The 21,916-nt window shown below is 63.0% G+C and carries 24 protein-coding genes; 19 read left to right on the top strand and 5 right to left on the bottom strand.

Annotation, left to right across the window (positions count from 1 at the left end; translation table 11 throughout):
- The first annotated feature begins 16 nt into the window (after positions 1 to 16).
- The 10 genes from ACAX43_RS13070 to ACAX43_RS13025 all read left to right on the top strand — a co-directional run bounded on the left by ACAX43_RS13070 (position 17) and on the right by ACAX43_RS13025 (position 8,719).
- Complete coding sequence (locus ACAX43_RS13070; RefSeq protein ID WP_370708809.1) at positions 17 to 1,150, top strand: MlaE family ABC transporter permease; 1,134 nt, start codon at positions 17 to 19, stop codon at positions 1,148 to 1,150.
- A complete protein-coding gene (locus tag ACAX43_RS13065) occupies positions 1,147 to 2,025 on the top strand; it encodes an ABC transporter ATP-binding protein (protein ID WP_370708808.1) in 879 nt (292 codons plus the stop codon). Before ACAX43_RS13070 ends, ACAX43_RS13065 begins: the two co-directional genes overlap by 4 nt.
- Before the next feature lie 16 nt (positions 2,026 to 2,041).
- Complete coding sequence (locus tag ACAX43_RS13060; RefSeq protein ID WP_370708807.1) at positions 2,042 to 3,004, top strand: MlaD family protein; 963 nt, start codon at positions 2,042 to 2,044, stop codon at positions 3,002 to 3,004.
- Positions 3,005 to 3,033: 29 nt separating this feature from the next.
- The gene (locus ACAX43_RS13055) at positions 3,034 to 3,660 is read left to right on the top strand and encodes an ABC-type transport auxiliary lipoprotein family protein (protein WP_370708806.1); all 627 of its coding nucleotides are present in this window, start codon (positions 3,034 to 3,036) and stop codon (positions 3,658 to 3,660) included.
- Positions 3,661 to 3,691: 31 nt separating this feature from the next.
- Positions 3,692 to 4,849 carry a VanZ family protein gene (locus tag ACAX43_RS13050; RefSeq protein WP_370708805.1) on the top strand — a complete coding sequence of 386 codons (1,158 nt, stop codon included), beginning with the start codon at positions 3,692 to 3,694 and terminating at the stop codon, positions 4,847 to 4,849.
- Positions 4,850 to 4,983: 134 nt separating this feature from the next.
- Positions 4,984 to 5,307: a ferredoxin gene (locus ACAX43_RS13045; RefSeq protein ID WP_370708804.1), complete on the top strand. Its 324-nt coding sequence runs from the start codon at positions 4,984 to 4,986 to the stop codon at positions 5,305 to 5,307.
- Positions 5,308 to 5,315: 8 nt separating this feature from the next.
- Positions 5,316 to 5,960 carry an alpha/beta hydrolase gene (locus tag ACAX43_RS13040; protein ID WP_370708803.1) on the top strand — a complete coding sequence of 215 codons (645 nt, stop codon included), beginning with the start codon at positions 5,316 to 5,318 and terminating at the stop codon, positions 5,958 to 5,960.
- Between the two features lie 319 nt (positions 5,961 to 6,279).
- Positions 6,280 to 7,509, top strand: coding sequence for a D-alanyl-D-alanine carboxypeptidase family protein (locus ACAX43_RS13035; RefSeq protein ID WP_370708802.1), 1,230 nt, complete (start codon positions 6,280 to 6,282; stop codon positions 7,507 to 7,509).
- A 12-nt stretch (positions 7,510 to 7,521) separates the two neighbouring features.
- Entirely contained in the window at positions 7,522 to 8,478 is a 957-nt protein-coding gene (locus ACAX43_RS13030) for a D-amino acid aminotransferase (RefSeq protein ID WP_370708801.1), read from the top strand.
- Positions 8,450 to 8,719 carry a DUF493 family protein gene (locus ACAX43_RS13025; protein WP_370708800.1) on the top strand — a complete coding sequence of 90 codons (270 nt, stop codon included), beginning with the start codon at positions 8,450 to 8,452 and terminating at the stop codon, positions 8,717 to 8,719. The genes ACAX43_RS13030 and ACAX43_RS13025 overlap by 29 nt, the downstream gene beginning before the upstream one ends.
- 9 nt (positions 8,720 to 8,728) lie before the next feature.
- Here ACAX43_RS13025 and ACAX43_RS13020 read toward each other — a convergent pair whose 3' ends face one another.
- On the bottom strand, positions 8,729 to 9,709 hold the full coding sequence (locus tag ACAX43_RS13020) for a transcriptional regulator GcvA (RefSeq protein ID WP_370708799.1): 981 nt from the start codon (positions 9,707 to 9,709) through the stop codon (positions 8,729 to 8,731).
- A 98-nt stretch (positions 9,710 to 9,807) separates the two neighbouring features.
- Here ACAX43_RS13020 and ACAX43_RS13015 point away from each other — a divergent pair, with 98 nt between their 5' ends.
- The 3 genes from ACAX43_RS13015 to lipA all read left to right on the top strand — a co-directional run bounded on the left by ACAX43_RS13015 (position 9,808) and on the right by lipA (position 12,133).
- The gene (locus ACAX43_RS13015) at positions 9,808 to 10,134 is read left to right on the top strand and encodes a DUF2917 domain-containing protein (RefSeq protein WP_370708798.1); all 327 of its coding nucleotides are present in this window, start codon (positions 9,808 to 9,810) and stop codon (positions 10,132 to 10,134) included.
- A gap of 246 nt (positions 10,135 to 10,380) precedes the next feature.
- Complete coding sequence (gene lipB, locus ACAX43_RS13010) at positions 10,381 to 11,106, top strand: lipoyl(octanoyl) transferase LipB (RefSeq protein WP_370708797.1); 726 nt, start codon at positions 10,381 to 10,383, stop codon at positions 11,104 to 11,106.
- 13 nt (positions 11,107 to 11,119) lie between these two features.
- Positions 11,120 to 12,133: a lipoyl synthase gene (gene lipA, locus ACAX43_RS13005; protein WP_370708796.1), complete on the top strand. Its 1,014-nt coding sequence runs from the start codon at positions 11,120 to 11,122 to the stop codon at positions 12,131 to 12,133.
- Between the two features lie 119 nt (positions 12,134 to 12,252).
- On the opposite strand, the gene ACAX43_RS13000 is transcribed toward lipA, so the two are convergent.
- Positions 12,253 to 12,387 (bottom strand): hypothetical protein, encoded by a 135-nt coding sequence (locus ACAX43_RS13000; RefSeq protein WP_370708795.1) that lies wholly within the window; start codon positions 12,385 to 12,387, stop codon positions 12,253 to 12,255.
- 56 nt (positions 12,388 to 12,443) lie between these two features.
- Positions 12,444 to 12,923, bottom strand: a complete 480-nt coding sequence (locus ACAX43_RS12995) for a hypothetical protein (RefSeq protein WP_370708794.1) — start codon at positions 12,921 to 12,923, stop codon at positions 12,444 to 12,446.
- A 240-nt stretch (positions 12,924 to 13,163) separates the two neighbouring features.
- Here ACAX43_RS12995 and tauA point away from each other — a divergent pair, with 240 nt between their 5' ends.
- Genes tauA through ACAX43_RS12980 form a run of 3 tightly spaced genes read left to right on the top strand, consistent with a single transcriptional unit; the run spans position 13,164 to position 15,900 of the window.
- Complete coding sequence (gene tauA / locus ACAX43_RS12990; protein WP_370708793.1) at positions 13,164 to 14,186, top strand: taurine ABC transporter substrate-binding protein; 1,023 nt, start codon at positions 13,164 to 13,166, stop codon at positions 14,184 to 14,186.
- Positions 14,187 to 14,227: 41 nt separating this feature from the next.
- The gene (locus ACAX43_RS12985; RefSeq protein ID WP_370708792.1) at positions 14,228 to 15,034 is read left to right on the top strand and encodes a taurine ABC transporter ATP-binding protein; all 807 of its coding nucleotides are present in this window, start codon (positions 14,228 to 14,230) and stop codon (positions 15,032 to 15,034) included.
- Complete coding sequence (locus ACAX43_RS12980; RefSeq protein ID WP_370708791.1) at positions 15,031 to 15,900, top strand: ABC transporter permease subunit; 870 nt, start codon at positions 15,031 to 15,033, stop codon at positions 15,898 to 15,900. Before ACAX43_RS12985 ends, ACAX43_RS12980 begins: the two co-directional genes overlap by 4 nt.
- Before the next feature lie 69 nt (positions 15,901 to 15,969).
- On the opposite strand, the gene ACAX43_RS12975 is transcribed toward ACAX43_RS12980, so the two are convergent.
- A complete protein-coding gene (locus ACAX43_RS12975; RefSeq protein ID WP_370708790.1) occupies positions 15,970 to 16,653 on the bottom strand; it encodes an HAD family hydrolase in 684 nt (227 codons plus the stop codon).
- Positions 16,654 to 16,875: 222 nt separating this feature from the next.
- Here ACAX43_RS12975 and ACAX43_RS12970 point away from each other — a divergent pair, with 222 nt between their 5' ends.
- On the top strand, positions 16,876 to 18,543 hold the full coding sequence (locus ACAX43_RS12970; protein ID WP_370708789.1) for a Na/Pi cotransporter family protein: 1,668 nt from the start codon (positions 16,876 to 16,878) through the stop codon (positions 18,541 to 18,543).
- A gap of 9 nt (positions 18,544 to 18,552) precedes the next feature.
- On the opposite strand, the gene ACAX43_RS12965 is transcribed toward ACAX43_RS12970, so the two are convergent.
- Positions 18,553 to 19,323: a DeoR/GlpR family DNA-binding transcription regulator gene (locus ACAX43_RS12965; protein ID WP_370708788.1), complete on the bottom strand. Its 771-nt coding sequence runs from the start codon at positions 19,321 to 19,323 to the stop codon at positions 18,553 to 18,555.
- A gap of 578 nt (positions 19,324 to 19,901) precedes the next feature.
- Between ACAX43_RS12965 and ugpQ the strand changes: the two genes are divergently transcribed.
- Positions 19,902 to 20,687, top strand: a complete 786-nt coding sequence (ugpQ, locus tag ACAX43_RS12960) for a glycerophosphodiester phosphodiesterase (RefSeq protein ID WP_370708787.1) — start codon at positions 19,902 to 19,904, stop codon at positions 20,685 to 20,687.
- Between the two features lie 106 nt (positions 20,688 to 20,793).
- Entirely contained in the window at positions 20,794 to 21,906 is a 1,113-nt protein-coding gene (locus tag ACAX43_RS12955; protein WP_370708786.1) for an ABC transporter substrate-binding protein, read from the top strand.
- The last annotated feature ends 10 nt before the right edge of the window (positions 21,907 to 21,916 follow it).

The following is a 21,916-nucleotide window of genomic DNA, read 5'->3' as shown; positions in this document are numbered from 1 at the left end:
CAGATTCCAGCGATCCTTGAACTACGACACTCCGCCCGGCCTCGAAGTCGCGGCAGGCAGCCAAGGCAAGATCGTCCGGCTCTCGGGCCAGTGGACGGCGCTCGCGCTCGCACGCGATAAGGCCACCGGCCACGTGATCCCGCTGTTGCGCTCGCTGGTCGGCGCCGAAGGCATCCGTCAATGGGATCTGTCGCGCATCGACCGGATGGACCACGTCGGCGGCCAGGCGTTGTGGCGCGTGTGGGGCCACAAGATGCCTCCGGACACCACCCTCACGGATACGCAACGCGACATTTTCGAGCGCATCGCGCTGCTCGATACGGTGCGTGAAAAGGCCGAGCCGGTAATCAGGTTCGACCCGTTCACACGGCTGGGCCTCGCGATCTTTTCGTTCTTCGAGCACCTGTACGGTGGATTCGGCATGCTCGGGCAGGTCGTGATCGATCTCCTCGCGATCCTGCGCAAACCGAAAATCACGCCCTGGACGGAAATCTCCGCGAACATCTATAACGCCGGCACCAAGGCGTTGCCGATCACCGCGCTGGTCGCTTTCCTGATCGGCATCGTGCTCAGTTATCTGTCCGCGCAACAGCTGCGGCTGTTTGGCGCGAACCAGTACATCGTCAATATTCTTGGGCTGTCGGTGATTCGCGAGCTGGGACCGGTGCTGTCGGCGATTCTGGTGGCGGGCCGCTCGGGGTCGGCGATCACCGCGCAGATCGGTGTGATGCGCGTCACCGAGGAACTTGATGCCATGCGCGTGATGGGCATCCCGCACGGGCTGCGGCTGATCCTGCCGCGCGTGGTCGCGCTCGGCGTGGCCATGCCGCTGCTGGTCATGTGGACCAACATCATCGCGCTGACGGGCGGCGCGCTCGCCGCGAAGATCGTGCTCGGCATCGACATGAGCTACTTCGCGCGCGCATTGCCCGGTGTCGTGCCGATCGCGAATCTGTGGATCGGCCTCGGCAAAGGCGTCGCGTTCGGCATGCTGATCGCGATCGTCGGCTGTCACTTCGGCTTCCGTATCAAGGCCAATTCGCAAAGTCTCGGCGAAGGCACGACGACCTCGGTGGTGACCTCGATCACCATCGTGATTCTCGCGGACGCGGTGTTCGCGATCCTCTTTCAGAACGTGGGGCTCGGATGATCGCGCCACTCACCCAGACCGTACGCGGCCAACCGATGCCCGAGATCGCCGAGCCGGTGATCGAGGTGATCGACATCACCAAGCGCTATGGCCGCAACATCGTGCACCAGCACCTGAATTTCGATGTACGGCGCGGCGAGATCGTCTCGATCGTCGGCGGTTCAGGCTCGGGCAAGACTACGCTGGTGCGGCAGATTCTCGGTCTGGAGCGGCCGTCGTCCGGAACCATCAAGCTGTTCGGCGAGAACCTGGCGACCATTTCGCCGGAAACCGCGCTGCTGATGCGCAGCCGCTCCGGGATGCTGTTTCAGCGCGGCGCGCTGTTCTCGTCGCTCTCGGTGTTCGACAACATCGCGCAGCCCTTGCGCGAACTCGGCAAGGTGCCCGAAGACCTGTTGCGCGACATTGTGATGCTCAAGCTGGAGATGGTCGGCTTGCCGTGCAAGCATGCGTCGAAAATGCCGTCGGCGCTTTCCGGCGGGATGGTCAAGCGCGTGGGCATTGCCCGCGCCATCGCGCTCGAACCCGAACTGCTGTTTCTCGACGAGCCGACCGCCGGTCTGGATCCGCAGGCCTCCGATGAATTCGTCGAACTGATTTCCGCGCTGCATCGCGCGCTTGGCCTTACGGTGGTGATGGTCACGCACGATCTCGACACGATGATCGCGCTCTCCACCCGCGTCGCCGTGCTGGCGGATCGCAAGGTGCTGGTCGCCGCGCCGGTCGAAGAGGCGGCGGGGGTCGATCATCCTTTCATCCGCGAATATTTCCTCGGCCTGCGCGGGCGTCGTGCATTGCAGGCGCTGCCGCCGGAACGCCGCGCGAAATTGCCGCGTGCGGCGCTCGAATCGGCATCGTCCGAATTGCCGCTGTGAACCAGGGAACCTGACAATGGAAAACAAATCACATGCCTTCTGGGCAGGGATCTTCACAGTGGCCTTGCTGGCTGCAATCGCAGTAGCGGCTTTTTTGTTCAACGTCGACCGGTCGGTGCGGGTGCCGTACGATCTGATCGCGCGCACCAACGTCACGGGGCTCTATACCGATGCGGCGGTGCGCTACCGCGGGCTCGATGTCGGCAAGGTGCAGTCGATCAAATTCGATCCGGATCATCCGGGACAGATTGTGATCCGCATCCTCGTCGACACGCACGCGCCGATTACGCACTCGACTTTCGGCAGCCTGGGTTTTCAGGGCGTGACGGGTATCGCCTTCATCCAGCTGGACGACAATGGGCGCGATCCTTCGCCGCTGGTGTCGTCGACCAGGCAGGTGGCGCAATTGCCGATGCATCCTGGCTTGCTCGATCAGTTGCAGCAGCGCGGCGACGTTTTGCTGCGCAAACTGGAAAAAGTCGCAGACGACGTCGACAATCTGTTGTCGCCGGAAATGGTCAGCCAGTTGCACGGCACGGCGGCAAGCATCCAGAAAGCTGCCGACGGTGTCGCCACGCTGACCCAGCAGATGGCGCCGGCAGCCGGGAAGCTGCCCGCCACGCTCAATGGACTGGACCGCACGCTGGCGTCGACTAATCAGTTGATCACCAGTCTGAATCGCCCGGACGGCCCGTTCGAGTCCAACCTGAACAAGGTCGGCACGGCGGCGCAGCAGGCGGGCGACGCGCTGGCGTCGATGGACGGCTCGTTGCAGGACCTGTCGTCGCGGGTGGGTTACGACACGCTGCCGCGCGTCAATTCGCTCGCCGAAGACGTGCGCTCGGCGGCCCGCTCGGTGGACCGTGCCGCCGACACGTTCAGCACCAATCCGCGCAGCGTGCTGTTCGGCGCGCCGGGTGCGGCGCCGGGACCAGGCGAAGCCGGCTTTACGTGGCCCGCCGCGCGCGCTGCTAAATGATTTGAAGGTTAGAAGAAAGGAAGATTCTCATGTCACGCTCGACTTACCGATTGTTGTCCTCGAGCGCCGCGCTTGCGGTATGCCTCGCGTTCAGCGTGTTGGCTGCGGGATGCGCCGGTACGCCCGCGGCGCTCTCGGATATCCGCTACGACTTCGGGCCGCCGAATCCGGCGGCCTCGGCCGGTCCGCTGCCGGCGGTGAAGGTGCTCGATGTCAGTGCGCCCGACACCCTCGAGTCCGACAAGCTGATTTACCGGCTCAGCTACGCCGATGCGCAGCAGACCGCGTCGTACGCCAATAGTCACTGGACCATGGCGCCGTCGCAACTGCTGACTCAGCGTCTGCGCGGCGCGCTCAGTTCGCGTGGCACGGTGCTGACCGGTGCCGACGGCGTGCGCGCCCCGGTGCTGAAGGTCGATCTGAGCCAGTTCGAACAGGTCTTCGACAGCCAGTCGGAAAGCCACGCCGCGGTCACCGCGCGCGCCACGCTGACGCAAAACGGCAAGGTGATCGGCCAGCGCACGTTTATTGCGCGCGCGCCGGCCAGTTCGGCGGACGCCGCCGGCGGCGCGCAGGCGCTCGCCGCGGCCAGCGACGATCTCGTTGCCCAGATCGGCGCGTGGCTCGGCGTGCAGGCGCTGGTCGCCGCGCAATGACGGGCTTGCAGCGCGCGCAACGGAGCGCTGCATGAGCGAAAAACCCTGGCTGCGCCGTCCCTCTGCGTTCGCCCGCCAGGCGCTGGGGTTGTATGCCGCGCTGATCGTCTACGGTTCGTGGTATCCGTTTTCCGGCTGGCGTTCGCTCGGCCTCGCTCCGTTCGCGTATCTGTTCGATCCCATGCCGCAGTACCTCACGGCGTTCGACGTCGTCACCAACGTGCTCGGCTACATGCCGTTCGGCGCGTTGGTGGTGCTCGCGGTCTATCCGCGCTGGCGCGGCACGCCGGCGGTCGCGTTGGCCTTCGTACTCGGCGGCTTGCTGTCGGGTGCGATGGAAGCGGTGCAGACCTATCTGCCGACCCGCGTCGCCTCCAACCTCGATCTGGCTGCCAATGTACTCGGCGCGCTGCTCGGTGCGGCGATCATGTCGCCCGCCACCGGTGCGCTGCTCGATCGCGGCTTGCTGCGGCGTTTGCGGCTCCTGTGGTTCGAGCGGGACAGGGCGGCGCTTGGCTGCCTCGTCGCCTTATGGCCGTTCGCGACGATGTACCCGGCGCCGCGTCTGTTCGGTCTCGGCAACTGGCCGCGCGCGCTGTGGCTGCGTTTCGATTCGACGACGCAAGATGCGTTGCTCGCGTGGACACCGCCGGGCTGGCACGTCGGCACGTGGCCCGTGCTGGCCGCCGCCTGGCTGCCCGACGACGCCTGGGAAGCCGTCATCACCACGCTCAATCTGTTCGCCGCGCTCGCGCTGGCGTCGTTGCCGATCCGCCGTCATGCTCCGCGGGTGCGTCTGTTGCTCGCGTTTATCGTCACGACCTTGTGCGTGAAAGTGGGCGCGACTTTCCTGCAGTCGCAATCCGGCCTTGCGTTCGACTGGGCGACGCCCGGCGCGCTGGTGGGGCTTGTCGGCGGCACCATTGCCGCGCTCCTGGCGCTGCGGTTGCGGCGCAGGTCGCGCGCGGCGCTCGCGGCCTGCGCGCTGACGGTCGCGCTGGTGTTCGTCAATCTGCTGCCGGTGAATCCGTATTTCGACGTCGTGCTGGCCGACTGGCGGCAAGGGCGTTATCTGCACTTCAATGGCCTCGCGCACTGGCTCGCGTGGATCTGGCCGTACGCGGCGCTGGTGTGGCTCGCCTATGTCGTCGAACATGTGTGGCTCAAGCGGCGCGCGAATCACGCGTGAAGCACGGGCGACGTTCGCGTCAGGCGGCCGCGCAGCGACCGCAAGCCTCGCTCGCTATAATCGTCCGCACGACACAGGCGCACCGCAGCGCTTCCAGTGCCATTCCCACTCTTACAGCTTGGCCCCCGGACATCATGGACTCCTTCTACAAGTATCACGTCTTCTTCTGTCTCAATCAGCGTGAACCTGGCGCGGAGCGCCCTAGCTGTGCGAATTGCAACGCGCAGGCGATGCAGGAGCACGCGAAAAAGCGCGTGAAGAAACTGGGCCTTGCCGGCCCCGGCCAGGTGCGCATCAACAAGGCCGGTTGCCTGGATCGCTGCGAACTCGGCCCGACGGTGGTCGTGTATCCGGAAGGCATCTGGTACACCTATGTCGACGAGAGCGATATCGATGAAATCGTCGATTCGCATCTTGTGAACGGCAAGATTGTCGAGCGTCTGAAGATCGATCAGTAAGCCGCGCCATGAACGTACACACGAAGAAATATCTGATCGACGGCCCGGTGGGCAAGATCGAGGTCGCGCTGGATCTGCCCGACGAAGTGCGCGAGAACGGTGCCGCGCCGCGCGGCATCGCGCTCGTCGCACACCCGCACCCGCTGTTCGGCGGCACGATGGACAACAAGGTCGCGCAGACGCTCGCGCGCACGCTCGTGCAATTGAACTACGTGACGTATCGCACGAATTTTCGCGGTGTGGGCGAGACACAAGGCGAGCATGACGCCGGCATCGGCGAGCGCGACGACCTGCGCGCCGTTCTGGATCACATGCGGTCTGAAGCAGGGCAGCGTGAACTGCCCCTCGTGCTGGCGGGTTTTTCGTTTGGCACCTTTGTGCTCTCCCACGTGGCCGCGAAACTGCGTGAAGAAGGTCAGGAGATCGAGCGGATGGTGTTCGTCGGCACCGCGGCGAGCCGTTGGGACGTGGCGCCCGTACCGGAAAACACGCTCGTGATTCACGGTGAAACCGACGACACCGTTCCTATTCAATCGGTTTACGACTGGGCGCGGCCACAGGAATTGCCGGTGGTCGTGATACCGGGGGCGGAGCATTTTCTGCATCGCAAGCTGCATATCCTGAAGCGGATCATCGTCGACGCGTGGCGTTGACCGGCGTGCGGCGCGTGTTTTCGGGGGTACAGGTACGCGCAAATGCAAATTAATCGCCGCCTGTTGCGCAAGGTTACCAGGATAGCGCGCGTATAATGAGCGCTCTTTTTTGGGCGCAGCATCGCCCACCCGGCAGTTCGCGCGACGCGTAGCTTTTTTCGCGCGCAGCGGTGCCGGATGCGAGGCGTGCTGCGCGAACCGATCGCGTGGCCGGAAGTCCAATGGGCGCCGTGCCGTTTTTACGGCCTGACGCTCGCCGACCGGCTCCTCCAAACAATGCGCCCTGCGCGCGATGTATTTTTCCGCACGAATCGACCCTATGCGTTTCTCCACCACCGGCCGCACGTCATTCCCGTCAGTTTCTTCTTTCATTCCCCCTACGCTTAGCCGTGCCGTGACCCTCGGCATCGTGTTGCCGGCAACGCTCGTTGCCAGCGCGGCGTTCGCGCAGGTACCCCCGCCGGCGGTGAATGCGCGCTCGTGGGTGCTCGTCGATGCGACCAGCAATCAGGTGCTCGCATCCGGCAATGCCGACGAACGCGTCGAACCGGCCTCGCTGACCAAGCTGATGACCGCGTACCTCGTCTTCGAAGCACTGCAGACGAAGAAGATCACGATGGACCAGACGGTGATGCCGAGCGAAGCGGTGCGCCGTGTGAAAACCGACGAATCGCGCATGTTCATCGAAGCGAACAAGCCGGTGACCGTGCACGATCTGGTCTACGGCATGATCGTCCAGTCGGGTAACGACGCGGCGATCGCGCTGGCCGAACTGGTGGGCGGCAGCGAGGCGCAGTTCGTCAACATGATGAACACCGAAGCGCAGCGCCTTGGCATGAAGCACACGCATTTCGCCGATGTGAACGGCATGCCCGACCCGCAGCACTACACCACCGCAGGCGACCTCGCGGTGTTGTCGGCGCGCCTGATTCGTGACTTCCCCGACTACTACAACATCTTTTCGGTCAAGGAATTCACGTACAACAAGATCAAGCAGCCGAACCGCAATCGTCTGCTGTGGATCGACCCGACGGTGGACGGCCTTAAAACCGGCCATACGCAGGCCGCCGGTTACTGCCTGATCGCGAGCGCGAAGCGTTCGCTGCCGGGTACCACGGACGCGTCGCGCCGTCTCGTTTCGGTGATGATGGGCGAGACCAAGGAACACGACCGCGTGCAGGACAGCCTGAAAATGCTCAACTACGGCTACACCGCGTATGACACGGTGCGTCTGTACAAGGCGAATCAGGTGGTGGGCACGCCACGCGTCTACAAGGGTGCGCAGGACAGGGTGCAGATCGGCGTGAAGAGCGATCAATACATCACCGTGCCGAAGGGCATGGGCGACAAGGTGAAGCCGCAGATCGAGCAGATCGATCCGTTGATCGCACCGATCGCGAACGGTCAGCAGGTCGGCACCGCGAAGCTCGTGGCCGACGGCAAGGTGCTGGCGCAATTCCCGGTGGTCGCGTTGCAGGCCGTGCCGCAAGCCGGCGTGGTGGGTCGCGTGTGGGATTCGCTGATGCTGATGTTCAACAAGAAGAAATAAGAGCCGATTGCGATGACTGCTGTTTCCGATGTTTCGCTCGACCCGATCGTCTATCTGAACGGTGAACTGGTGCCGTTGTCCGAAGCGCGCGTGCCGGTTCTCGACCGCGGCTTTATTTTCGGCGACGGCATTTACGAAGTCGCGCCGCTGTATGCGCACGCAAGCGGCCGTACGCCGTTTCGCTTCAGGCACCATCTGGCGCGCCTCGCGCGTTCGCTCGACAAGGTCGGCATCGTCAATCCGTTCGACTCTGCCGGCTGGCGCGCGCTGATCGGGCGCGTGGTCGCGGCGAACGAAGCGGACGCGGGCTTGCGTGCCGATCAGGACGCGATTGCCTATGTTCAGATCACCCGTGGCGTTGCGAAGCGAGCTCACGCGTTCCCGGCCGGCATCCAGCCGACCGTATTCGTGATGGTTACGCCGCTGAGCCTGCCGGACGCAGCACAGCGCGCGCAAGGCGTGCGTTGCGTTACCGCCGAAGACCGTCGCTGGCTCAATTGCGATATCAAATCGGTGTCGCTGCTCGGCAACGTGCTGATGGCGCAATACGCGGCTGAAAACGACGCCTTCGAGACGATCCAGTTTCGCGACGGCATGCTGACCGAAGGTTCGTCGTCCAATGTGTGGATGGTGAAGGAGGGCGTGTTGTCCGCGCCGCCGCGTAGTCACAAGATTCTCGAAGGCATTCGCTACGGTCTGATCGAAGAGCTGACGAGTGAGTGCGGCATCCGCTTCGAGGCGCGCGAGATCGCTGAAGCCGAGCTGCGTGCAGCCGACGAGATTCTGGTTAGCTCAGCGACCAAGGAAGTGCTGCCGGTCACGCAACTCGATGGCCAGCCGGTCGGCGACGGCAAGCCGGGCGCTGTGTTTGCGGCGCTGTATGCGGCCTATCAGCAGGCCAAAGCGAAGGAAGCGCAAGAGGCGCAGCAAGGAGTAGAGAATGAGTCCCGAGAACGAATCACTGTTTGAGTTTCCGTGCGATTTCCCAATCAAGATCATGGGTAAATCGCATCCGGAGTTCGCCGAGACGATTGTCACGGTGGTCCGGCAGTTCGATAACGAAGTCGACGCCACCCGTGTCGAAACGCGGCCGTCCAGCGGCGGCAATTACACCGGTTTGACGGTCACGGTGCGTGCCACGAGCCGTGCGCAACTCGACGATATCTATCGCGCGCTCACCGGGCATCCCATGGTGAAGGTGGTGCTTTGAAGGCTGGCGTTATGCCTCACGATACGGCGTGACGCGCAATGCGTCCGCCGACAGATCGGCCCTTGCTGCGGGTCTAGCCTCGCAGGCGCGGTCGAAAAGCTGTTTGAACCGCCCCACCTCTTCGAATACCCAATCGCGAAACGCCTTGACCCGGGCGGTTTCGAGCATCTGCGGCGGGCAAATGAAGTAATACTGCCACGGGCTTGGGCCATCCACATTGAATAGCCGCACGAGACGGCCCGCTGCGATCTCGTGCATCGCCAGCGAACGGCGCGTGAGCGCGACGCCTTGGCCGTCGATAGCCGCTTGCAGCAGATTCGACGAATCCTGATACAGCACGCCACGCTTGGGCTCCTGCCAGTCGGTGAGCCCGGCGGAGTCGAACCACGGGCGCCAAAGCTCGTCGTCTGAACGCAGCAGCGGGACTGTGGCCAGATCGGCAGGCGTTTGCGGCAGCTTGCCGCCATTGAAATTCGGCGCACAAGCCGGAAAGAAGATCTCCTCCAGCAGCAACTCCGCGTGCAGCCCTGAATATTTGCCGTAGCCGAAGCGAATCGCCACGTCGACGTCGTCGCGTGCGAAGTCCGTTAGCGCGTTGGTGGACAACAGTTCGAGGTCCCACTGTGGATGCGCCTCGATAAAACTGCCGATACGCGGCGTTACCCAGCGTGCTGCAAACGACGACAGCATCGACACGACAAGACGCCGCTCGCGGTCACCGGCTCGGACTTCTCGGGTGGCGTCGGCGAGCGCCGTCAGCGCGGTGCGCACGCGGGTGGCATAGCGGCGGCCCGTGTCCGTGAGCCGCACGCGCTTGCCGTCGCGGGCGAACAGCGTGACGCCCAGCTCCGCCTCCAGCGCGCGAATCTGGTGACTCACGGCGCCGTGTGTGACGAACAGTTCGTCTGCCGCGCGCGAGAAGCTTTCGTGGCGGGCGGCGGCTTCGAACGCCTTGACAGCGTTTAACGGGGGTAATTGCCGAAGGTCCATCGCAATATTTCTCACATAGAGGTGAAAATAGATCGTTTTGCGTAAACCCTTGCTACGCCTAGGATTGTAGCCATGAAACGATTTTTGGCGAGGGCATAATGCGAGAAATTTCCTCTAGTACCGCGTTTGAAATCCGTAGCGGCGAAACCATTCCCATGAAGGTAGCACGCAGCACCAAGCTGGTCGTGCACGGCGGCGCGGTGTGGGTCACGCGCAGCGACGACACCGAAGACTACTGGCTGCAGCCCGGCCACACGCTGCGATTGCGGCGCGGCGAACGCTTGTGGCTGAGCGCCGAAGGCAGCACGCAGGCGACGGTGGCGTTTTCGGTGCCGACGCGCTGCGACGAGCGCGCGCTGAACTGGTTCGCTCGGGTCGGGGAGCGGCTGGCGGCACGGATGCGCGGCGGTTGGCGCACCGTGTGAACCTGGGCGGTGCCGGGACGCCACGGCGGACCGGCGCTGCAGCAGCCGAACGGCGCCGCAGTTGGAGGGCGCCGCAGCTGAAGGGCGCTCCGGCCGGAACAGCGCGGCGGCGAAAAAAAGACGCCCCGGCCGGAGCGACGCTGCAGCAAAACACTATGCTCCGGCTTGAATCCGCAAAGACGATGGTGCGCCCTGACGAAGCCACTTCCGGCGGGGATTCCCAGATTTCGGTAAACTGTCGGGATTATGTGCGCCACCCCGGTTTCCTCGTCTCCATTGCCCGTTACGGCGCCGCTTATGCTGCGCTGGCTAGGCAGCGAACCTTACGAAGCCAGTTTCGAAGCGATGCGCGCGTTCACCGACGAGCGCACTGCCGGCACACCCGATGAAATCTGGCTGGTCGAACACCCACCCGTCTTCACGCTCGGCCAGGCCGGCGACCCGGCGCATCTGCTGGCCGCCGACAGCGGCATTCCGCTGGTCAAAGTCGACCGCGGCGGGCAGATCACCTATCACGGGCCCGGGCAGGTGGTGGCCTACCTCCTGCTCGACCTGCGCCGACGCAAGCTGATGGTGCGCGAGATGGTCACGCGGATCGAGCAGGCTGTGATCGACACCCTCGCGGCGTATAATCTCGCCGGAGAACGCAAGGCGGGCGCCCCTGGTATCTACGTGGCGCCCGGGCCGGACGCCGGCTTGCACGCTGGCGCCAAGATCGCCGCGCTGGGTCTGAAAATACGCAACGGCTGCAGCTATCACGGCGTGAGCCTGAATGTGAACATGGACTTGCGGCCGTTTCTGGCCATCAACCCATGTGGCTACGCGGGGCTCGAAACAGTCGATATGGCCACGCTGGGCGTTGCCGCCGGCTGGGACGACGTGGCCCGTACCTTTGCAGCACGCCTCACCGCAAACCTCGACGGCAGTCCCGCGGCCGTCGCCCAACCGCAGGCCGGTGCTCTCACCGCCTGACTGGACCGAACGAATGACTGACGTTACCGCGAACCTCGCAGGCTCTGCCGCTCCTGATACCGCGTCGGCTACCGCCGCAGCCCCGGCGTACGACGCCACTGCGAAGCAGAAGGCGCAAGCCAAAACCGCTCGTATTCCCATCAAGATCGTCCCGATCGAAAAGCTCAAGAAGCCGGATTGGATCCGCGTCAAAGCGGCCACCGGCAATTCGCGTTTCTACGAAATCAAGCAGATTCTGCGTGAGCACAACCTGCACACGGTATGCGAAGAAGCGAGCTGCCCGAACATCGGCGAATGCTTCGGCAAGGGCACCGCGACGTTCATGATCATGGGCGACAAGTGCACGCGCCGCTGCCCGTTCTGCGACGTCGGCCATGGCCGTCCCGATCCGCTCGATGCGGATGAGCCGGGCAACCTGGCTCGCACCATCGCCGCGCTGAAGCTGAAATACGTGGTGATCACGAGCGTCGATCGCGACGATTTGCGCGACGGTGGCGCGGCTCACTTCGTGGAATGTATCCGTCAGACGCGTGAGCTCTCGCCGGAAACCCGCATCGAAATTCTGACACCGGACTTCCGTGGTCGTCTGGATCGCGCGATCGGCATTCTGAACGCCGCACCGCCCGATGTGATGAACCACAACCTTGAAACGGTACCGCGTTTGTACAAGGAAGCGCGCCCGGGTTCGGATTACGCGCATTCGCTGAAGCTGCTCAAGGATTTCAAGGCACTGCATCCGGACGTCGCCACCAAGTCCGGCTTGATGGTCGGCCTCGGCGAAACCGAAGAAGAAATCCTGCAAGTGATGCGCGATCTGCGCGAACACGATGTGGACATGCTGACGATCGGCCAGTATCTGCAACCGTCGGAGCATCATTTGCCGGTGCGCTCGTATGTGCATCCGGACACGTTCAAGATGTACGAGGAAGAGGCGTACAAGATGGGCTTCACGCACGCAGCGGTAGGTGCCATGGTTCGCTCGAGCTATCATGCCGATTTGCAGGCGCATGGAGCCGGCGTGGTCTGAACGGTTTGACTTGTTGTCTGTTTGAAAAAAGCAAAGCCCGCACGTGTTGCGGGCTTTGTGGTTTTTGGCAGGCTGGCTTTTGACGCTAGAGTCAGGCCTTGGCGGTCTGCTCGCGTGAGCTACCGGTAGTATCGCGCGAGCAGCATTGAGATCGAGGCCAGCGTTCCGCCGATGATCGTGAAGGGGTACATGAGGTCGATAAAGCGATCGCGAAACGCACGGTTCTCGATGATGTAGTCGATCAGATTGGGCATGCGAGTTCTCCCTGTGAGGCGTGGTGACAAAGTATAGCCCAACGAGTCCAGTTTAGTTAGGTTAACGAATAATGAGATATGGAGAAAGAGGCGGCGACGATTGTCGTCATCAACAGTGAAAGCCACATCAGCCGTCGGTCACGCGTTTTCTCGCTGCCGCCATATGCCGGTCGGGATACCGAATCGGCCGCGGCGAACGACACGAGTATGGACGCCACGACGATAAAGAGCACGTGCCAGAGCAGTCCCGCAAGCATGAAAGCGAGCGTGCTATTCGTGGACGCTTCGCCCAACGCGCAGCCGATCTCATAGCACGCGCTGGCGCACATCGAAATGACAACCCACAGTAGCTGTCCGTCCTGAATGGCTCTCGTCGCGATGCCTTTCGACGCGTGCCGAAAGAAACGCGAGAAGCTCAACAAGGGCAGCAGGGCAATCGGCGCGAACACTGGTACACCGACGTTAAAGAACAACCAGCTCAAACGGCTAAGGAGGACGATCATAGGAATGCGAAGTGTGGGCAATGCGAGGATCATCCCGCTGCGCCCAACGCGCGGTCAATCTGCCGAATGGCCAGCTTGCGCCGAGGCATCCCGGTCCGCCATCATGCGCTTGAACCGACCCGCAGCATCGCAACTGTCGCAGCTATCCAACTCAACGTGCAAAGCAATGCTCGAACAGCGTAATTAGCAATTGCGGATTAATTGGAGCCACCCGCTGACAAACTCCCTATAGTCGAAAGCCTCCCACACGACACACGCTAAAGGGGTTTCCCGATGAATCGCTTCCTCCGTCCGCTCACCGCTTTCGCCACGATGCTCGCACTGTCCGCGCCGTTTGCCTCTGTCGCGCAGGCCGGCACCAAAGAAGTCGTGATCGCGTATCAGGACATGGTCGTGCCGTGGCGCTACGCGCAGGCCACCGGCGAGGTCGAGAAAGCCACTGGCTATCAGGTCACCTATCGCAAACTCGGCAGCGGCGCCGACGTGATTCGCGCGCTGGCCTCGGGTTCGGTGCAACTCGGCGAAGCGGGGTCGAGTCCGATCGCCGCAGGACTGTCGCAAGGCGTCGATATATCGTTGTTCTGGATCCTCGACAACATCAACGACGCCGAAGCGCTGGTAGCGCGCGACGGTTCCAACGTCAACAGCGTCGCAGGCCTGAAGGGCAAGAAGATCGGCGTGCCGTTCGTGTCGACCACGCACTTTCATACGCTGGTCGCGCTGCAGAACGCCGGTGTGAATCCGTCGCAGGTAAAGATCGTCAATCTGCGGCCGCCCGAAGTTGCGGCGGCATGGGAGCGCGGCGACATTGACGCGACTTACATCTGGGACCCTGTTCTGGCGAAGGTGAAGAAAAACGGCAAGGTGCTGATCACATCGGGACAGGTTGCTCAGCAAACCGGTAAGGCGACTTTCGACGGCTTCGTTGTCGATCGCAAGTTCGCTAGCCAGAACGCCGAGTTCGTCGCGCGTTTCGTGAAGGTGCTGGCCGAGACCGATGCGAGCTATCGCGATCACACGTCGGCATGGAGCGCGACCTCGCCGCAGGTCGAGGCCGTTGCGAAGGAGTCCGGCGCCACCGCACAGGACGTGCCGGCGAGCCTCGCGTTGTACGCGTTCCCGACGCCGGCACAGCAGGCGTCGAATGCATGGCTTGGTGGCGGCGCGCAATCGGGTGCGGCGAAATCGCTGGCCGCAACCGCAGCGTTTCTGAAGACGCAAGGCACGATTCAGAACGTACTGGCCGATTACTCGACCGGCGTCGATCCCCAGTTCGTGCAGCGCGTCGCGCATTGAGCTTTGAACATGGTTCTCCATCAGCATCATGAGGCCTGGCGATGAGCGGACTTGATATCCGGCAACTGCACGTCGCCTACGACGGCGCACGTGATGCGACGCCGCACGTCGCGCTCGCTGATGTCGATCTGCACATCGAGCCGGGTGAGTTTGTCGTCGCGCTAGGCGCGTCGGGCTGCGGCAAGACAACCTTGCTGAACTGCATCGCCGGCTTCATTCAGCCCACCCGAGGTGAGGTGCGTCTGAACGGTGAACCCGTGCTCGGGCCTGGCGCGGATCGTGGTGTCGTGTTCCAGAAATACGCGCTGATGCCCTGGCTCAACGTGCTCCAGAATGTCGCGCTCGGCTTGCGCTTTAAGCACGTGCCGAAGGCACAGCGCGAGCGCATCGCGCTGGAGATGCTGGCGTGGGTCGGGCTCGAGAAGCAGGCCCGTTCGCGGGTTTATGCGCTGTCGGGCGGCATGCAGCAGCGCGTGGGCATTGCACGTGCGCTGGCAAGCGATCCGCAAGTCTTGCTGATGGACGAACCGATGGGGGCGCTCGATGCGATGACGCGCGAGTCGATGCAGGAACTCGTGCTCGACGTTTGGGGCCGCACGCGCAAGACGGTGTTCTTCATTACGCACAGCGTCGAGGAAGCCCTGTTTCTGGCGACCCGTCTCGTCGTGATGACGCCGGGGCCGGGCCGTATCGCCGAGAGCTACGACCTGCCGTTCGCGCGACGTTTTCTCGGGACACGCGACGCACGCGCGGTGAAGTCGTCGCCGGATTTCATCGAATGGCGCGAGCGGTTGGTGTGCCGCTTGCACGAACGGAGTGAACGGAATCAGGAAGAGGGGGTGTCGTGACGGCTTCGCGTGAATCCTTGGGCAATGTGCCTCTGACCCAGGCAAGCGAGCCGCGTCGACGTATAGCGCGGCCGGTACGCGGCTGGCGCTTGCCGGGCGAAGGACCGACCGCGGCACTCAGCGCGGTCTCGGTAACAACGCTTGCGGCGCTGTGGTGGCTGGCGACTCATCTGCATTGGCTGCCGCCGTTGTTCCTGCCAACACCCGAGGCCGTTTGGGCCGCGTTTCTGGACGCATGGCACGGACGTATTCAAGGCGGCTTGCCGCTCTCCGAGCATCTCGCATGGAGCGCGCTGCGCGTGTTCGGCGCGTTCGCGCTGGCCGCGGTAACGGCGGTGCCGGTCGGGATATTGATGGGCGTGAGCCGGGTCGCACGCGGCTTGCTCGATCCCCCGCTGGAGTTCTACCGGCCGTTACCGCCGCTTGCGTATCTGCCGCTGGTGGTGATCTGGTTCGGCATCGACGAGACGGCGAAGCTCGTCGTGATCTACCTCGCCTGTTTCGCGCCGATTGCGATGGCAGCGCGCGCCGGTGTGCGCAGCGCGACCATCGAGCAGATTCATGCAGCGTATTCGCTGGGCGGCCGATTTGCGCAGATCGTGCGATATGTGGTCTTGCCGGCCGCGTTGCCGGAGATTCTGACCGGCCTGCGTATCGCGATCGGCTTCGGCTGGACGACCCTGGTTGCCGCCGAAATGGTCGCGGCCACGGCCGGCCTCGGTCAGATGGTGCTCAACGCGTCGAGCTTTCTGCGTACCGACGTGGTGGTGATGGGCATTGTGCTGATCGGGCTGATTGCGTGGCTGTTCGATCTCGGCATGCGTACGCTGGAACGGCGGCTGGTGCCGTGGAAAGGCCGCGTGTAGCTGTTACGGCCCAGGTGGTACAAGCGGCAAGCGGACTGCCGCCACGCGCGCGCAAACCGCCGTTGACCCTCAAGCAAACAACTCGATCACTGGCCAGCCGCGATCCGCCGCGATGACACGCAGACGCGGGTCGGGATTGGTCGCGACCGGATGCGTGACGTGCTCCAGCAAGGGCACGTCGTTGATCGAATCGCTATAGAAGTAGCTCCGCGGAAAATCTTGCAGGCGATGGCCGAGGGAGGCCAGCCAGCTCTCGGTGCGCGTGATCTTGCCTTCCCGGAAGGTAGGCACGCCGACTGCGCTTCCGGTAAAGCGCGCCAGAGGATCGCCGCCTTCCGTGCCCAGATCGATCCCCAGCAGATGTTCGAAGCCGAGCGCCTTGCCGATCGGCTTCGTAATGAACACATTGGTGGCGGTGACGATGCAGCACAAGTCACCCGCTTCGAGATGACGTTGCACGAGTTCGCGCGCCGCCGGCAGGATGGCCGGCGTAATCACATCCTGCATGAACTGCGCGTGCCACGCGTCGAGTTGCGCGCGCGAATGGCGGGCGAGGGGCGCCAATGTGTAGTTCAGATAGGCGGCCATGTCGAGCGTGCCGGCGACATACCGCCGGTAGTAATCGTCGATTTCTTCCGCGTGCCGCGCAGCGCCTTCTATACCCAATCCGGCGATGAAGTGGGCCCACGCCTGATCGCTGTCGAGCGGCAGCAGCGTGTGGTCCAGGTCGAACAGCGCAAGGTTGCGGCTCATCCAGCGTCCTCGTGATCAGGTGGCGAACTAAGTGGTCGAGCGAATGGCGTGGCGGGCTATGAGCCGGCACACAACAATCCACAGCTTTGCACGAGCGTATATTTAAAAGCACAAAATTACAATATGGCAAAAATGTGCAACACTACTGTCATATACGCCCCCGTGCCGGTTCGCGCGGCATGCGGTTCGGTCATGGCAGCAGGAACGGATACGCAGTGCTTTATGTTGATTCTCCTTAACCTTCTGGCCGGTGTCGCGCTCCTCGTGTGGGGGTCGCACATCGTACGTACCGGCATCCTGCGGGTCCTCGGCGTGGATCTGCGCAGCGTGCTCGGGCGCAGCACCAGCAGCCGCTGGCGGGCCTTCCTCGCGGGCGTCGGCGTCACGAGTCTCGTGCAGAGCAGCAATGCCACCGCGGTGATCGTCACCTCGTTCGCGGCCCAAGGACTATTGCCGCTCACCAGCGGCCTCGCGATCATGCTGGGCGCCGACGTCGGCACCGCGTTGATGGCGCGAGTACTGACACTCGATCTGTCATGGCTGTCGCCGATCCTGATTCTGTTCGGCGTGCCGCTCTTCCTGTCGCGCAAGCAGACCCGCCTCGGCCAGGTTGGCCGTACACTGATCGGCCTCGGTTTGATCCTGCTGGCGCTGCACCTGATCGTCGAAGCCGCCCAGCCGATGATGCAAGCTGCCGGCGTGCGCGTGATGTTCGGCGCCCTGACCGGCGACACCATGCTCGACGCGCTGGTCGGCGCGGCGTTTGCAATACTCTCCTATTCGAGTCTCGCGGCGGTTTTGCTGACCGCGACGCTCGCCTCGTCCGGCGTGATCTCGTTGAAGGTGGCGCTGTGTCTCGTGATCGGCGCGAATCTCGGCAGCGGCTTGCTGGCGCTGATGGGTACGCTCGCGCAGAACACGGCGGCGCAGCGTCTGGCGTTGGGCAGTCTGGCGTTCAAGCTGACCGGCGCGCTGCTGATCCTGCCGTTCGCACCCCTGCTTGCACGCGGGTTGCCGGTGCTGATTGCGAATCCACGCGAGGCGGTGGTCGGCTTTCATGTGATCTACAACACGCTGCGTTGCTGCGCGTGCCTGTCGCTGATCGATCCGGTGGCGCGCATCTGCACGCGGGTCTTGCCGGACCGGCCGCTGCCGAACGGCGAGTTGCGGCCGCTGCATCTGGATGCCGCCGCGCTTCCCACGCCCACACTCGCGCTCGCGCATGCCGCACGTGAGGTGCTGCGCATCGGCGACATCGTGCGCACCATGCTCGACAACGTCGCGGATCTGATCCATCACAACAGCCTCGAGAAGGCGCGCGAAACGGTCCGTATGGACGACGACGTGGACGAACTCTACGCCGCGGTCAAAAACTATCTGACGCTGATCTCCCGCGAGCAACTCGACGAAGCCGACAGCCGCCGCTGGACCGACATCATCTCGTTGACAATCAACCTGGAGCACGCGGGCGATATCATCGAGCGGATCGTTGGCGATATCGAGGAAAAGAAAATCGCGCACCGGCTGTCGTTTTCGGAGGAGGGGCTGGGCGAACTGGACGACTTGCAGGCACGGCTCGTCAGCAATCTGCAGCTTGGGCTGTCGGTGTTTCTTAACAACGATCTGCGTTGCGCCGAGCGTCTTCTGGCGGAGAAAGAGCGGTTTCGCGACCTGGAGCGCGCGTATTCATACAAGCACCTGGACCGGCTTGCGGGACAAAGTCTGCGCAGCATCGAGACGAGCGCGTTGCATCTGGATCTGATCAGCGACATGAAGCGGCTCAATTCGCTGTTTTGCTCGACGGCCTATCCGGTACTCGACGCAGCTGGTGCGCTGCACGACACGCGCTTGCGTAAGCGTGTGCTCGATACGCTGCATGCGAAGGAATAGGGCGAAGCCCTAAGCCAGAACGATCTCTTCCAGTTTCTTTTTCAGCGCTGCAAAGTCGGCGGCTTCGGCCGCCTTTTTGTTGGTGACGAGCACATCGATCCGATCGAGCGGGCAGTACGAGATCCGGCTGCGCTGGCCGATCTTGCTGTAGTCGGCGAGGATCACCACGCGGTCGGCATTTGCGACCATGGCGCGCGCCACTTCGGTTTCGGCGTGATCGTAGTTGGTCGCGCCATGCCGGTGATCGATGCCGACCGGCGAGAGCAATGCCATATCCGCACGATAGCGCTGGATGTCGAGCACGGTGGTGGCGCCGGTGGTCGCCATGGCGCGATCGCTGATTGAGCCGCCTAACAAGATGACTTCGTTGGCCGCTTCCGTTTGTTCTACGGCGCCGCGCATTTTCAGCGCGACGTCGATGGAATTGGTGACGATTGTCAGGTTCGCCAGTTTCGCCAGCTCTTCAGCGAGCGCCGCAGTGGTCGTGCCCGCATCGATGAACAGTGTCTGGCCGCTCGCGATCAACCCGGTGGCCGCCTTGGCGATCGCTGTTTTGGATTTGACGCGCGTGTGGGCACGCTCGGCGATCGGCGCCTCGTCGGCGGGTTTGATCGCGCCGCCATGCACGCGGCGTAGTTCGCCGAGCGCTTCCAGATCGAGCAGATCGCGCCGCACGGTTTCGCGCGACACGCCCAGGTCCGCCATGATCCGTTCGGTCGACACGCGCTGAAGCGTAGAGAGCAACGCACGAATTCTCTGATGACGGTCTTCCTGCCACATGCATTTTTCCTTGGATGCGAACGCGCGTTCACACAGCGTGTTTTTAATAGTGACATCGTGGGCACGGATGTGTGTCCGGACGATGTCAAGCGTACTACTTTAGCTGAATTGTGTTGTATTTTTTTGGCAGCTTGCAACTTTGTGTATTTCAACTTAGCCTTCGCAGATCGAGGCGCTGTGCCTATTTCGAACATCAAATGTTCGAAAAAGAATTGAAATGTCCGATTTCGAGCATTTTGCGGCGTTTTTTGGCATTTTGATTGACCCATGCCGTTGCCATAATGGATCGTGGGGTTTGCCGGCTGCACAATTCGCCGCTGTATGCGGTGTTGCTGGCATACCGTACGGTTCGTCATCCTGACAATGACATTGCAGCGCAGCGGCGGGGTTTGCAGCCTTGGCCATGCGGCCAGCTATCGCAGCGTCGCCCGTTAGCGCGATACTACACGCGGGGCTCTCGCGGGAAGGCTGCGTGGAACAGCGTGCATCATGGCGGCAGCCGTAGCTGGGAACGTGTCGAGAGCAAATTTTAATCCGCTCTATCTGAAAGGAAACGAGACGTGGCAAAGGTGGCGAATGTGGGAAAGGGAATTGATCGCGCTTTATCCGCGGACTGGCCGTATCCGCGATTGGTGGCGCATCGCTGCGGCGGTACGCTGGCGCCGGAGAACACGCTTGCCGGGTTCGACGCGTGCGTGCGCCATGGCTACCGCATGGTCGAGTTCGACGCCAAGCTTTCTGCCGACAATCACCTCTTTCTGTTGCACGACGACACGTTGGAACGCACCACCAACGGTCACGGCGCCGCCGCTGAACACGCGTGGGCGCAACTGGCCGTGCTCGACGCCGGCGTCTGGGCCGGCCCGCAATTCGCCGGCACACGACTGCCGACGCTCGCCGAAGCCGCCGAGCGTTGTGCGCGTGACGGCATTGCCGCCAACATCGAAATCAAACCGTGTCCGGGCCGCGATGGGATCACCGGGCGCCTGGTCGCGAGCGGTGCGCTGACGCTTTGGCAAGGGCAGAGGCCGCCGCTGCTTTCGTCGTTTTCGTTCGAGGCGCTCGCAGCCGCCCGCGATGCGGCGCCTTCGTTGCAACGCGGCATGCTGTTCGAAGAGGTGCCGGCGGACTGGCTGCGCATTGTGCGTGAACTGGACTGTGTGTCGTTGCACGCGAGCCACCGGCATCTGACCGAGCCGCTGGTCGCGGAGATCCGTGCGGCCGGATTGCGCGTGCTCGCCTACACGGTGAACGACCCGGGGCGTGCGCGGCTGCTCGCGCAGTGGGGCGTCGACATGATTTGTACCGATCTCATTGATAGACTGGAACACGACATGTTTTCGGCGCCGGCGAACCCGGCCTGAGCATGGCGCGGGCGCGCGAATGCGAGCTTGCACAGGCGCGCGCTCATAGAGCTGGCAACTAGAAATTTTCCAAACGTAGCAATTTCGGCAGAGGATGGGGAAGACTATGAACCGCACCGCGTTAGCTCGCATACTTTCGATGTCGGCCGCTGCGGGTGTCGCCGCAGCCGGCGTAAGCAGCGCTTCGGCCGCGCCGCTCGACGCATTGGTCGCCGCCGCCAAGCAGGAAGGCCAACTCACCGTGATCGCCTTGCCGCACGACTGGTGCAACTACGGCCAACTGGTGGCCGGCTTCCAGAAAAAATACGGCATCAAGATCAACGAACTGAATCCGGATGCGGGTTCGGGCGACGAAGTCGAAGCCATCAAGGCGAACAAGGGCAACAAGGGTCCGCAGGCGCCTGACGTGATCGACGTGGGTTTGTCGTTCGGTCCGTCCGCGAAGGCCGAGGGTTTGCTGCAGCCGTACAAGGTTGCATCATGGAACTCGATTCCCAAAGACTCGAAAGACGCCGACGGCTATTGGTATGGCGATTACTACGGCGTGCTGTCGTTTGAAGTGAACGCCGACATGATCGACAAGGCGCCGTCCGACTGGAGCGATCTGCTCAAGTCGGACTATAAGAACGCCGTTTCGCTGGCAGGCGACCCGCGTTCGGCCAACCAGGCGATCCAGGCCGTGTTCGCAGCAGGTCTGTCGCAAAGCAAGGGCGATGTCAGCAAGGCCGACAAAGCCGGTCTCAAATTCTTCGCCGACTTGAACAAGAACGGCAACTTCGTGCCGGTGATCGGCAAGGCGGCATCGCTCGCGCAGGGCACCACGCCGATCGTCGTGCGTTGGGACTACAACGCGCTGGCCGACCGCGACACGCTGAAGGGCAATCCGAAGGTGCAGGTGGTGATTCCGAAAACGGGCGTGGTCGCCGGTGTGTACGTTCAGGCGATCAGCGCCTATGCACCGCATCCGAATGCCGCCAAGCTGTGGATGGAGTATCTGTACTCGGACGAAGGCCAGATCGGCTGGCTGACCGGCTATTGCCACCCGATGCGCTACAACGAAATGGTCGCTGCGAAGAAGGTCCCGCAAGCGTTGCTCGACAAGCTGCCGCCGCCGTCGGCGTACAAGAACGTGGTGTTCCCGACGCTGTCCCAACAGGACGCCTACAAGGACACCATCACGAAGCACTGGGACGAAGCGGTCGGCGCGAACGTCAAGTAATCCTGGCGGC

Source organism: Paraburkholderia sp. IW21, from assembly GCF_041321145.1.
GTDB lineage: Bacteria > Pseudomonadota > Gammaproteobacteria > Burkholderiales > Burkholderiaceae > Paraburkholderia.
The sequence above is the reverse complement of the archived record's forward strand: the minus strand, read 5'-3'. Positions and strand labels throughout refer to the sequence as shown.